This is a genomic window from Caldimonas hydrothermalis (assembly GCF_056746695.1).
Window position 1 is genome coordinate 10853 of the sequence record NZ_JBWQXA010000011.1, and the last position, 12584, is coordinate 23436.

Sequence of the window (12584 nt, forward strand, 5' to 3'; positions counted from 1 at the left end):
CCTGACTCAGCGCTGCAGCGCCGCCAAGCGGCGAATCACCTGGGCGGCGATGTCCTCGCGCATGCTGCGCAGCAGCTGCGCCTCCTCGCTCTCCTTGGCCAGCGAGGCGGTCTCGTTGTAGCTCATGGCTTGATTGAGCGACAGCTGCGTTTCGTCCAACCACAGCTCGCCATCGGAGCGGCGCAGACGAAAGCGCAACCGCAGCTGCAGCGTCAGCTCGCGGATCTGGCCGGCCGAGGTGCGGCTGCCCACGCCGCGCTGGAAGCCGTCTTCCAGCACCTCGAAGACGGCCTCGGCCTGGCGCGGGTCGTCCACCAGGCGCAGGTCCGGCACCGCGGCGAGCTGGCGGCGCAGTTCCTGGCCCATTGGTGACAGCGGGTCGAAACCCAGGCGCAGGCTGCGAAAGGGCAGGCTCGTGGCACCGCGCAGCCGAAAACCACAGCCGGCCAGCAGGCCCAGACCGGCCAGCGCCAGCACGGGCCGGCGCGCAAGACGGGGCTCAGACCACCACATTCACGAGACGCCCAGGCACCACGATGACCTTCCTGGCCGGCTTGCCCTCGCTGAATTTCGCGAACTCCGGCGCGGCCAGTGCGGCGGCCTCGATGGCCGCCTTGTCGGCGCTGGCCGCCACTTTGATCGCCCCGCGCAGCTTGCCATTGACCTGCAAGACGAGCTCGATCTCGTCTTGCACCAGCGCGGCTTCGTCCACCAGCGGCCAGGGCGCGTCGAGCAGATCGCCGAAGCGCTGGGCATACCCCAGCTCGCTCCACAGCACGTGGGTGAGGTGGGGGCAGGCCGGATAGAGCACGCGCAGCAAGATGCCCAGCCCTTCGCCCACGGCCCAGGCCGCGTAGTCGGCGCCGGCATCGGCGCGGGCGTCGAAGCCCTCCAGCGCGTTGAGCATCTTCATGCAGGCCGACACCACGGTGTTGTACTGCATGCGCTCGTAGTCATGCGTGGCCTGCTGCAGCAGCCGGTGGATCTCCAGGCGCAGCTTCTTCACCTCGACCGGCGCGGCGTGCCAGATGATCTCGGTGGCCAAGCCCGGCATCAGCATCTTCGCCGGCAGGTCGCGGTGGGCCTGGGCATAGTTCCAGACGCGGCGCAGGAAGCGGTGGGCCCCCTCGACGCCAGCGTCGTTCCACTCCAGCGTGGCCTCCGGCGGCGCGGCGAACATCGTGAACAGGCGGGCGGTGTCGGCGCCGTAACGGTCGATCAGGTCCTGCGGGTCCACGCCGTTGTTCTTGCTCTTGCTCATCGTGCCCACGCCTTCGTAGGTCACGGCCGAGCCGTCGCGCTTGAGCCGGGCCCCGGTGATACGGCCTTGATCGTCGTAGACGTTGTCCACCTCGTGTGGCCAGAAGTACTCGATGCCGCCCTTGTCGGTGCGGCGCGAGTAGATGTGGTTGAGCACCATGCCCTGGGTGAGCAGCTTGGTGAAGGGCTCGTCTACCTTCACCAGGCCCAGATCCCGCATCACCTTGGTCCAGAAACGTGCATACAGCAGGTGCAAGATGGCATGTTCGATGCCGCCGATGTACTGGTCCATCGGCATCCAGTACTGCGCGCCCTCGGCCACCATGCGGTCGTCACGCTTCGGGTCGCAGTAGCGCATGTAGTACCACGCGCTGTCCACGAAGGTGTCCATCGTGTCGGTCTCGCGGCGCGCCGGCTTGCCGCAGCGGGGGCAGTCCACCTTCAGGAAGCTCTCGCACTTGTTCAGCGGGTTGCCTGAGCCATCGGGAATCAGGTCCTCGGGCAGCACCACCGGCAGATCCTGCTCGGGCACCGGCACGGCGCCGCAGTCGTCGCAGTGGATGATGGGAATCGGCGTGCCCCAGTAGCGCTGGCGGCTGATGCCCCAGTCGCGCAGGCGCCAGGTGGTCTTCTTCTCGCCCAGCCCCTTGGCGGCCAGCAGCTCGGCGACCTTGTCGACCGCGGCGGCGTAGGACAGGCCGTCGAGCACACCCGAGGCAATGCAGCGCCCGCGCTGCTTGTCGGCATACCACTCGGCCCAAGCCTCGGTGGAATAGCGCTCGCCCTCGACGGCGACCACCTGCTTGATCGGCAGCCCGTACTTCTTCGCGAACGCGAAGTCACGCTCGTCATGCGCCGGCACGCCCATCACCGCGCCGTCGCCATAGCTCATCAGCACGTAGTTGCCCACCCACACGGGCACAGCCTCGCCGGTCAGAGGATGTTGCACGGTCAGGCCGGTGGGCATGCCCTCCTTTTCTTTGAGCGCCAGCTCGGCCTCGGTGGTGCCGCCTTGCTTGCAGCGCTCGATGAAGGCCGCCAGTTCGGGACGTCGCGCCGCCGCATGCGTGGCCAGCGGGTGTTCAGGCGCCACGGCGCAAAACGTCACGCCCATGATGGTGTCGGCGCGCGTGGTGAAGACGTACAGCCGCCCGTCCTGGATCAGTGCCCCCGAGGCGTCGCGGATCTCGTGCGGGAAGGCAAAGCGCACCCCCTCGCTCTTGCCGATCCAGTTCTCCTGCATCAGGCGCACACGCTCGGGCCAGCCGCTCAGGTGGTGCTGCACGTGGTCGAGCAGCTCCTGCGCGTACTTCGTGATCTTGAGGTAGTAGCCGGGGATCTCGCGCTTTTCCACCAGCGCGCCCGAGCGCCAGCCGCGTCCGTCGATCACCTGCTCGTTGGCCAGCACGGTCTGGTCCACCGGGTCCCAGTTCACCACCTGGGTGCGGCGCTCGGCGATGCCCGCCTCCAGCATCTTCAGGAAGAGCCACTGGTTCCACTTGTAGTAATCGGGCGAGCAAGTGGCGATCTCGCGCGACCAGTCGATGGCCAGGCCCATGGCCTGCATTTGCCCCTTCATGTGGGCGATGTTGGCGTAGGTCCACTGCGCCGGCGGCACCTTGTTCTTCATCGCCGCGTTCTCGGCGGGCAAGCCGAAGGCGTCCCAGCCCATGGGCATGAGCACGTTGTAGCCGTTCATGCGCAGGTAGCGCGTCAACATGTCGTTGATCGTGTAGTTGCGCACGTGGCCCATGTGCAGCTTGCCCGAGGGGTAGGGCAGCATCGAGCAGGCGTAGAACTTCTTGCGGCTCGCATCCTCGGTGACGCGGTAGGCGTCGCGGGCTTGCCAGTGGGCCTGGGCGGCGGCCTCGACCTGGCGGGGATCGTAGGGCGTGGTCTCGGTGCTCATGGTGCGGGAGGACGGCTTTCTTATTGGAGGCCCAACACGTCGGCCATGTCGAACAGGCCGCGCTCCTGGGCGGCCAGGAAACGCACGGCGCGCAGGCTGCCCTGGGCATAGGTGGCACGGCTGCTGGACTTGTGCGTGATCTCGATGCGCTCGCCGGTGCCGGCAAACAGCACGGTGTGGTCGCCCACGATGTCGCCGCCGCGCACGGTGGCAAAGCCGATGGTGGAGGGGTCGCGCTCGCCGGTCACGCCCTCGCGGCCGTAGACGGCGCATTGCGCAAGGTCGCGGCCCAAGGCCTGGGCCACCACCTCGCCCATCTTCAGCGCGGTGCCGCTCGGAGCATCGACCTTGTGACGGTGATGGGCCTCGATGATCTCGATGTCGTAGCCCTGCGCCAACGCCTTCGCGGCGGTCTCGAGCAGCTTGAGCACGACGTTGACACCCACGCTCATGTTGGGCGCCATCACGATGGCGATGTCTTGCGCGATGCGTGCGATCTCGGCTTTCTCAGCTTCGGAAAAGCCGGTGGTGCCGATCACGGCCTTCACGCCCAGTTCGCGGCAGACCTGCAGGTGGGCCAGCGTGCCCTCGGGGCGGGTGAAGTCGATCAGGAAGCGCGCATCCTTCAGGCCGGCGCGCAGGTCGGCGCCGATGCTCACACCGCTGCTGCGGCCCAGGAAAGCGGCGGCATCCTGACCGAGGGCCGGGCTGCCCTCGCGGTCAAGGGCGCCGGCCAGCCGGCAGTCGTCGGCGGCCAGCACGGCTTCGATCAGCACGCGGCCCATGCGGCCGGAGCTGCCGGCAATGGCGATGGGATGGGTCATGTCAGGACTCGTCGGGCGAAAAAAGGCAGAGGGTAGGACCGGCCCTCAGCGGGCCGCCGGTTCCAGCGGGGGGTACTCGCGCGTCGGCGGCTCGGCCGCAGCAGCGGCGGCGGGCTCGGCCGCCGGGCGCGGGGCGGGCAGTTGGCGCATCTGCTCCTCGGTGAGCTGCAGGACCGGCACGCTGCGCGGCTTGCGGAAGTTGTCGATCGAGGCGACGAAGGCCTCCTCGGTGGGCAGCTCGTCGGCGTCCAGGCGCACCAGGCGGTCGCCTTCGAAATGGGCGGTGACGCGGCGCGTCTGCGGCTGCGTGCCGGCGCGACGGATCGCAAAAACGTAGTCCCAGCGGTCGGCGTGGAAGGGGTCGGTCAGCAGCGGCGAGCCCAGGATCTCGCGCACCTGGGTGCGGCTCATGCCGGGGCGCACGGCGCGGGCCATCTCGGCGGTGACCACGTTGCCCTGCACCACTTCCACGCGGTAGGGGGTGAGCAGGCCCAGCACGGCGCCGTCGTCGCGCGCGGCGCAGCCGGCCAGCGACAACAGGGCGAGGGCGGCAAGGGCGGGACGCAAAGCTTGGGTCATCAGGGTTTCTCGGGAGAGGGCAGACGAGCGCAGGCGGGCCCGATATGATGCGAAGATTCTACCCAGCACGGTGCCGGCGCTTCGCAGCGCGCCGAATGTCCACAAGCCTGCGGAGTGCCCATGACCACCCTGGAAGAACTCAAGAGCAGCGGCCTGAAAGCCACCTTGCCCCGCATGAAGATCCTCGAGATCTTCCAGAAGGGCACGATGCGCCACATGACGGCCGAGGATGTCTACAAGGCCTTGCTGGCCGAGGGCTCGGACATCGGGCTGGCCACGGTCTACCGGGTGCTGATGCAGTTCGAACAGGCCGGCATCCTCTCGCGCAACCATTTCGAGGCCGGCAAGGCCGTCTTCGAGCTCAACGAGGGCAAGCACCACGACCACCTGGTGTGCGTGGTGTGCGGCCGCGTCGAGGAGTTCTTCGACCCGGAGATCGAACGGCGTCAGCAGCAGATCGCCAAAGAACGCGGCTACGAGCTGCAGGACCACTCGCTGGCCCTGTACGTGGTGTGCGGCCGCGAGGGCTGCAAGGGCCATCACGGCGAACGCTGAGCAGGGCCGGACGGCGGCCGCTCACAGGCTGGTGTCGTCGCGTTCCATGGCGCGCTGGTGGCGCTCGATGAATTCCTTGTAGGTGTCGATGCCGCGCAACTGCAAGATGGTGTTGCGTACGGCGGCCTCCACCAGCACGGCCAGGTTGCGGCCGGCGTCCACCGCGATCACCACCTTGCGCACCGGCAGGCCCAGCACGTCCTCATACAACGGCTCGTAGGGCAGGCGCTCGAAGTCGCGCTCCATCGTCTCTTTGCGCACCAGGTGCACGATGAGCTTCAGGCGCATCTTGCGGCGCACCGCGGTCTCGCCGAAGATGGCCTTGATGTCGAGCAGGCCGATGCCGCGCACCTCCAGCAGGTTCATCAGCAGCTCGGGGCAGCGGCCCTCGATGGCCGTCTGCGAGACGCGGTACAGGTCCACCGCGTCGTCGGCCACCAGGCCGTTGCCGCGCGAGATCAGCTCCAGGCCCAGTTCGCTCTTGCCCAGGCCCGACTCGCCGGTGAGCAGCACGCCCAGGCCCAGGATGTCCATGAAGACGCCGTGGCGCGTGGTGCGCTCGGCGAAATGCAGCGCGAGGTAGCTGCGCAGCACGTCGATGACGAAGCCGGCCGATTCTTGGGTGACGAACAGCGGGATCTCGGCACGCTCGCACATCGCCACGAGCTGGTCGGGCGGGGTCTGACCATCGGCCACCACCAGCACCGGCGGCTCCAGCGTGACGATGCGGGCGATGCGACGGGCCTGGTCCTCGGGCTCGGCGTTGGCCAGGTAGTCGACCTCGCGCCGGCCGACGATCTGCACCCGGTAGGGATGGATGTAGTTGAGGTAGCCCACCAGATCAGCGGCCGACTGGGCATCGCGCACGGCGACTTCGTCGAAGCGGCGTTCGGGATGGGCGTGGCCGGCGATCCACTGCCACTTGAGCGCGGCCCGGTGGGCCTCGAACAGGGCCTCGGCACTGATGACGGTGGGCTTCATGGGGCGGGTTGTAACCGCTTTCGGTGGGGGCTGTCACCCTAGTGGGTCCGCTGCACCAGCCCCGCTCCGGTGGCCAAGGTTCAGGCCACCGATTTCAGCGGTTCCCAGTTGGAGATCAGCTCGTGAACCTTGGCGGCCTCGGTCTCGGTCTTCAGGCGCTCGCGCAATTCTCGGTCGCTGAGCAGCTCGGCGATCTCGGAGAGGATCTCCAGGTGGCGCTGGGTGGCCGCCTCAGGCACCAGCAGGAAGATCAGCAGGCTGACGGGCTCGTCGTCGGGGGCGTCGAAGGGGATGGGCTGCTGCACCCGCAGCACGGCGGCCAGCGGGTTCTTCAGGCCCTTGATACGGCCATGCGGGATGGCCACGCCATGGCCCAGGCCCGTGGAGCCCAGGCGTTCGCGGGCAAAAAGATTGTCCGTCACGGTCGCGCGGGCGATGGCGTGCTGGTTCTCGAACAGCAGGCCGGCGTGCTCGAAAGCCCGCTTCTTGCTAGTGGCGTCCACGTTCACCAGCACGTTGCTGGCGGGGAGGATGGCTGCGAGACGGTTCATGCGGTCACCGCGCCGGGCTTGGCGGTTGGGGTCAACCTGTGCCCACGCGTCTTCGTGACAAAACGTTGAATTATAGGAAGCGCCCCTGTGGCGTATAGAGCGCACTCCCCAGCGACCTCGGGCATTGTGCACAGCTTGTTGCGTCGCAGCAAGCGCCGCGGGCAGCCGCTCAGGAAGGCAAACGGCGGCCCGCAGGCCGCCGGCGCCAATGCAATGTGTGTGTTCACTTATGACACTGGCTCGTCCATGTCGCCGTTGAGGCGCTTGGGCGAGCGGTGGTGATGGTCCTGCAGACGATCCTTGTGCTTGACGACTTGGCGGTCGAGCTTGTCCATGAGTTCGTCGATTGCGGCGTACAGGTCCTCATGGGCGGTTTCGCAGAAGATGTCCTTGCCCTTGACGTGCAGGTTGACCTCGGCTTTCTGGCGTCGCTCCTTTTCCTTCAGTTTCTCGACCGTGAGCAGCACGTTGATGTCCACCACCTGGTCGAAATGCCGGGTGACCCGGTCGAGCTTGGTGAGCACATACTCGCGCAGAGCGGGTGTCACTTCCAGGTGGTGGCCACTGATCGTCAGATTCATTCGAACCTCCTTTCCGAGGGAGTGAGGGAGTCGTGCCCCAGGAGGGTGCGCCGACCCGGGCCGATGGCCCGAACCCAGTGTGCTCCTCGGGGGCCGTCGTGACAAGACGGTGACGCAATACCCGAAACCCGGGTGCGGCCGCTCTCCCCAAGCGGGCCGAGCTGGGGCATGATTCATCGCTGGACATCGCCAGCCGCCGCTGGACGTGTCGTCCGGCCCCCTCCCCCCCTATCGACTCCAAGCCCTTGAGCCAGGTCAAGGCCGGCGCGCCGCTGGCCGCTAGGCTGACGGCAACGATGTCGTGACGACAGGGGAGTCCCGTCTTGAGCATCCGCAACCTGGACGCGATGTTCCGCCCGGCCTCGGTGGCCGTGATCGGTGCCTCCGACCGTGAGGGCAGCCTGGGCCGGCTGGTGATGCACAACTTGCAGGCCGGCGGCTTTGCCGGTCCGGTGTGGCCGGTCCATCCGCGGCGCGAGTTCGTGGCCGGGCAGCGGGCCTGGCCTTCGGTTGCGGCCCTGCCCGGCGTGCCCGACCTGGCCGTGCTGTGCACGCCCGCGCCCACGGTGCCGGCCCTGGTGGCCGAACTCGGGGCACGTGGCACACGGGCGGCTGTGGTGCTCAGTGCCGGCCTGGGCTCAGTGTCGGCCGACGGCGGGCGCAGCCTGCGCCAAGCCATGCTGGAGGCGGCCCGGCCACACCTGCTGCGCATCCTCGGTCCCAACTGCGTGGGCCTGCTGGTGCCGGGATGGCGCCTGAACGCGAGCTTTGCCCATACCGGGGCCCGGCCCGGCTCGCTGGCCTTCGTCTCGCAGTCCGGCGCCCTGGCCACCGGGCTGCTGGACTGGGCCAATGCACGTGATCTGGGCTTCTCGCACTTCGTCTCGCTGGGCAATGCCGCCGACGTGGACTTCGGGGATTTGCTGGACTATCTGGCCACCGATGCCTCGACCCGGGCGATCCTGATGTACATCGAATCCATCCAGGCGGCGCGCAAGTTCATGTCGGCTGCACGCGCGGCCGCGCGCAACAAGCCCGTGCTGGTCGTCAAGGCGGGCCGGGCCCCCGAGGGGGCCCGGGCGGCGGCCTCGCACACCGGGGCGATCGCCGGTGGCGATGCGGTCTTCGATGCAGCCGTCCGGCGCGCCGGGATGCTGCGTGTGGACACACTGACCGAGCTGTTCGATGCGGCCGAGACGCTGTCGCGCATGAAGGCACCGGCCGGCGAGCGCCTGGCCATCCTCACCAATGGCGGCGGGGCCGGGGTGCTGGCGGCCGATGCCTTGGCCCTGGGCGGCGGGCGGCTCGCCGAGCTCGGGCCGGCCACGCTACAGGCCTTGGATGCGGTGCTGCCGCCGACCTGGTCGCACGGCAATCCGGTGGACCTGATCGGCGATGCGCCCGTGGCGCGTTACACCGCGGCGCTGGATGCCGTGCTGGGCGACCCGGGTGTGGATGCCGTGCTGTTCATGCACGCGCCCACGGCGATCGTGCCCAGCGAGGCCATCGCCCGGGCCGTGCTGCCGCGCATGCGCGATGCCGCCCGGCCGGTGTTCACCTGCTGGCTGGGTGGGACGGCGGTGGCGCAGGCGCGCTCGCTCACACGCAAAGCCGGCATCGCCGGCTACGACACGCCCGAGCAGGCAGTGCGGGCCTTCTTGCACCGGGTGACCTACCAGCGCAACCAGCAGGCGCTGATGCAGACGCCGCCGTCGGTCCCGGCCGGCCCCCCACCCGACCGGGCGGCGGCCCGGGCCGTGCTGGCGCAGGCCCTGCAGGCCGGACGCCGGCGGCTCGACGAGCCAGAGGCCAAGGCCTTGCTGGCCGCCTATGGCCTGCCGGTGGTCGAGACCCGGGTGGCGGCCGACGAAGCCGCCGCGGTGCAAGCCGCCCAGGCCATCGGCTTTCCAGTGGTGCTCAAGATTCTGTCGCCGCAGATCTCGCACAAGTCCGACGTGGGCGGCGTGGCCCTGGCGCTGCAGGACGCCTCGCAGGTGGCGCAGGCCGCGCAGGCGATGCGCGAGCGGGTGCAGCGACTGCGTCCGGACGCGGTGCTGGCCGGCTATACGGTGCAGGCGATGGTGCAGCGCCCGCGTGCCCACGAACTGCTGGTGGGGGCGCTGAGCGATCCGCTGTTCGGGCCGGCGATCGTGTTCGGCCAAGGCGGCACGGCCGTGGAAGTGGTGCGCGACCGGGCGGTGGCCCTGCCGCCGCTGAACGTGGCGCTGGCGCGTGACCTGATCGGGCGCACGCGGGTGTCGCGCCTGCTGGCGGGCTACCGCGACCGCGCGCCGGTGGACCCGGCGGCCCTCGAGGCGGCGCTGATGGGGGTATCACAGCTCCTGTGTGAGCTGCCCGAGGTGGTGGAACTGGACATCAACCCCTTGCTGGCCGACGACCAGGGCGTGATCGCGCTGGATGCGCGGGTGGTGATTGCACCGGCCACCGGCACGGCGGTGGAGCGCCTGGCGATCCGGCCCTACCCGGTGGAGCTGGAGCACGGCTTCGACTGGGGCGGGCAGCCGATGCGGCTGCGGCCCATCCGTCCGGAGGACGAGCCTGCGCTGCGAGACTTCTACGGCCGGGCCGACCCGCAGGACTTGCGGCTGCGCTTTTTCATGGCGCGCCGCGAGGTGCCGCGCTCGGAGCTGGCGCGCTACAGCCAGATCGACTACGACCGCGAGATGAGCTTCGTGGCCGAGCCGCTGGGTGAGGCGGCCGGCGAGATCTGGGGCGAGGTGCGCGCCGTGTGTGATCCGGACAACCACACCGCCGAGTTTGCGATCCAGGTGCGCAGCGGCCTGCAGGGTCGGGGCCTGGGGCGCTACCTGCTGCAACACATGATCGCCTACCTGCGCGCACGCGGCACGCGCGAGCTGGTGGGCCACTGCCTGCCCGAGAACACTGCGATGAGCACGCTGGCGCGCCAGCTCGGCTTCCGCGTGGACATGACGCGCGAGCCCGGGGCGGTTTGGCTGAGACTGCCGCTGCAGGACGGCTGAGCTCCCTTTGTCGCCTTATCCGGGAAAGCCGCGGGATGCCATCACGCCCCTCTTGGCACGGGCCAGCAGGTTTTGGCAACAGGGTGTGACACGCGCGGCGCGCGGGGCACCGTTGGGGCGTGGCTCCCCCGATCAGGAAGTGTCGGCGCCGCGCAGGTCCAGGTCCCACAACACGTCGTCGCCCAGACGGTAGGCCCGGGCGCGGGGACGCAGGCACTGGCTCATCCGTTGCACCGGTGGCAGTTGCACGCCGGGCCGGCCCTGGCCGATGAGCACCGGGGCCACCATCAGATGCAGCCGGTCGAGCACCCCCTGGGCCAGGCAGCGCGACACCGTCACGCCCCCGCCTTCGACCAGCACCGTGGCCAGCCCCCGTTCGCGCAGGCCCGCCAGCAGGGCCGGCCAGACCACCTGGCCGCGATCGTCGACCAGCCCCGGCACGGCCAGCACCTGGTGCCCCCCCACGCGCTCGGCCGCGCGAGCACGGTCGCGCTCGTCGCAGGCCAGCAGCGTCGGGGCGATGCCATCGGTGAACAGGCCGGACTCGGGCGGCACGCGCAGGTGCACGTCCAGCACCACCCGCGTGGGGTGGGGCCCGTTGACACGCCGGGTGGTCAGCCGCGGGTTGTCGGCCACGGCGGTGCCGGTGCCCACCAGCACCGCGTCACACAAGGCGCGCAGCCGGTGCAGATGGGTCAGGGCCTCGGGGCCGTTGAGCGCGCCGGAATCGCCGCCCTCGGTGGCCACCTGACCGTCCAGGCTCTGGCCGAGCTGGCCCACCACACGGCTGGCATCGGCCGGCACGTCGGCCACCAGCGGCAGCAGCGGGCCGGCCAGCTCGTGCGCGGCCATGGGCCAGGCGCCGTGGAGCTGCCACTGGCCGTCGTGGTGGTGCATGCCCAGCCGGGGGTCGTGCACGGCGGTCAGGCGCGGTGCGGGCCCACGGCCATGGCGACGCCAGTCGGCCGCCTGCAGCAGCAGCGGCCAAAGAGCCTCGCAGGCCTGCGCCGCCGTGCGGCCCAGCGCCAGGATGTTCGGGCCGTTGCGCAGCTCGAAGGTCAAGCCAGGGCCTCCAGGAAGGGGGGCGGGGCCGGCGGGACGCGCCGGATGGGCCTGTGCCGGTAGAGCCCCGCCATCGCGGCTATGCTAGCAGCCTGATGAATGCCTTGATCTCCCCTCTTGCCGCCCTGCCCGCGCAGGATCTGGCCTCGGAACGCGCCGCCATCCGCGTGGACCGGGCCCAGACCGAACTCAAGCATGGCCGTGTGCTCGCACTGCGCTCGGACGCCGGCCCCGTGCTGCTGGCCGCCACGATCGAGACCCTGAGCCCTCCCCGTCTGGCCTGGCTGAGCGGCCTGGGTGTGCCGCTGCGCCTGCTTTTCACTGCCGAGCGGGCCACGGCCCTGGGCCTGGGCGTGGCCGGCAGCGTGAGCCTGCCGCTGCCCCCCGGCGCCAGCGTCGAGCAGTTGCAGGCGCTGGGCGCTGTGACGCTGGAGTTCGGCCCCGAAGGCCGCGCGCGTCTGCCCGCCGGCCTGCCCGATGTCGCCTCGCTGGGCACGCCTGAGCCGGCCACGGCCGTCATGCTGTCGGCTCTGGCCCTGGCCAAGCGGGCCCGCCTGATCCCGGCCCTGGTGGTGGCCGAGATTGGCGCGATCGGCGACGACACCCTGGAAGCCGCCCAGCTCGAGATCGTCAGCGAGGCCGAGGTGACCCAGGTGCGCGAGCAGGGCCATCTGAGCCTGCGCCGCGTGAGCGACGCCCACGTGCCCATCGACGCGCACGACGACTGCACGCTGGTGCTCTTCCGCGAGCTCAACGGCGATGCCGAGCATGTCGCCATCATCGTGGGCCAACCCGACCTGAGCCAGCCGGTGCCGGTGCGGCTGCATTCATCGTGCCTGACCGGCGACCTGCTGGGCAGCCTGCGCTGCGACTGCGGCGACCAGCTCCAGCGCGCCATCGCCCACCTGGCCGAGCGCGGCGGTGTGCTGCTCTACCTGGCCCAGGAGGGCCGTGGCACGGGTCTGGGCAGCAAGCTGCGCGCCTACCGGCTGCAAGACAGCGGCCTGGACACCATCGATGCCGACCAGTACCTGGGCTTCCGCGCCGACGAGCGCGACTTCCAGGCCGCCGTGGCCATGCTCAAGGCATTGGGCGTCACCCGCATCCAGTTGCTGACCAACAACCCGCGCAAGATCGAGGCGCTGCGCCGCGGCGGCATCGACGTGGTCGACCGCATCGCGCTGCACGCACCGCCCACGGCGCACAACGCCCGGTATCTGGCCACCAAGCGCGAACGCGCCGGACACATCAAGCCGGACGACGAGCAGGAGTGAAACCTG

General features: G+C 69.9%; 11 protein-coding genes. 3 read left to right on the forward strand and 8 right to left on the reverse strand.

Annotated elements, in window-relative coordinates:
• Nucleotides 1-6 precede the first annotated feature (6 nt).
• From AC1ECW_RS13310 to AC1ECW_RS13325, 4 genes are read right to left on the reverse strand one after another with little or no spacing between them, the layout of a single operon-like run.
• Nucleotides 7-513 (reverse strand): LPS-assembly lipoprotein LptE, encoded by a 507-nt coding sequence (locus AC1ECW_RS13310; RefSeq protein WP_409702785.1) that lies wholly within the window; start codon nt 511-513, stop codon nt 7-9.
• Entirely contained in the window at nt 500-3169 is a 2670-nt protein-coding gene (leuS, locus tag AC1ECW_RS13315; RefSeq protein WP_409702787.1) for a leucine--tRNA ligase, read from the reverse strand. The genes AC1ECW_RS13310 and leuS overlap by 14 nt, the downstream gene beginning before the upstream one ends.
• Nucleotides 3170-3189: 20 nt before the next feature.
• Complete coding sequence (gene dapB, locus AC1ECW_RS13320; protein ID WP_409702789.1) at nt 3190-3993, reverse strand: 4-hydroxy-tetrahydrodipicolinate reductase; 804 nt, start codon at nt 3991-3993, stop codon at nt 3190-3192.
• Nucleotides 3994-4038: 45 nt separating this feature from the next.
• The gene (locus AC1ECW_RS13325; protein ID WP_481202023.1) at nt 4039-4572 is read right to left on the reverse strand and encodes an outer membrane protein assembly factor BamE; all 534 of its coding nucleotides are present in this window, start codon (nt 4570-4572) and stop codon (nt 4039-4041) included.
• Between the two features lie 120 nt (nt 4573-4692).
• On the opposite strand from AC1ECW_RS13325, the gene fur reads away from it, so the two are divergent.
• The gene (gene fur / locus AC1ECW_RS13330) at nt 4693-5127 is read left to right on the forward strand and encodes a ferric iron uptake transcriptional regulator (RefSeq protein WP_409702793.1); all 435 of its coding nucleotides are present in this window, start codon (nt 4693-4695) and stop codon (nt 5125-5127) included.
• Nucleotides 5128-5148: 21 nt separating this feature from the next.
• Here fur and hprK read toward each other — a convergent pair whose 3' ends face one another.
• From hprK to hpf, 3 genes are all read right to left on the reverse strand, one after another.
• Nucleotides 5149-6108, reverse strand: coding sequence for an HPr(Ser) kinase/phosphatase (gene hprK / locus AC1ECW_RS13335; protein WP_409702795.1), 960 nt, complete (start codon nt 6106-6108; stop codon nt 5149-5151).
• Nucleotides 6109-6188: 80 nt separating this feature from the next.
• The gene (locus AC1ECW_RS13340) at nt 6189-6659 is read right to left on the reverse strand and encodes a PTS sugar transporter subunit IIA (protein WP_409702797.1); all 471 of its coding nucleotides are present in this window, start codon (nt 6657-6659) and stop codon (nt 6189-6191) included.
• 227 nt (nt 6660-6886) lie between these two features.
• Nucleotides 6887-7240 (reverse strand): ribosome hibernation-promoting factor, HPF/YfiA family, encoded by a 354-nt coding sequence (gene hpf, locus AC1ECW_RS13345; RefSeq protein WP_481202024.1) that lies wholly within the window; start codon nt 7238-7240, stop codon nt 6887-6889.
• 323 nt (nt 7241-7563) lie between these two features.
• Between hpf and AC1ECW_RS13350 the strand changes: the two genes are divergently transcribed.
• On the forward strand, nt 7564-10242 hold the full coding sequence (locus AC1ECW_RS13350; RefSeq protein ID WP_481202025.1) for a bifunctional acetate--CoA ligase family protein/GNAT family N-acetyltransferase: 2679 nt from the start codon (nt 7564-7566) through the stop codon (nt 10240-10242).
• A gap of 132 nt (nt 10243-10374) precedes the next feature.
• Here AC1ECW_RS13350 and AC1ECW_RS13355 read toward each other — a convergent pair whose 3' ends face one another.
• Nucleotides 10375-11304, reverse strand: coding sequence for a RibD family protein (locus AC1ECW_RS13355; RefSeq protein WP_481202026.1), 930 nt, complete (start codon nt 11302-11304; stop codon nt 10375-10377).
• A gap of 95 nt (nt 11305-11399) precedes the next feature.
• On the opposite strand from AC1ECW_RS13355, the gene AC1ECW_RS13360 reads away from it, so the two are divergent.
• Nucleotides 11400-12578: a GTP cyclohydrolase II gene (locus tag AC1ECW_RS13360; RefSeq protein WP_409702807.1), complete on the forward strand. Its 1179-nt coding sequence runs from the start codon at nt 11400-11402 to the stop codon at nt 12576-12578.
• Nucleotides 12579-12584: the final 6 nt, after the last annotated feature.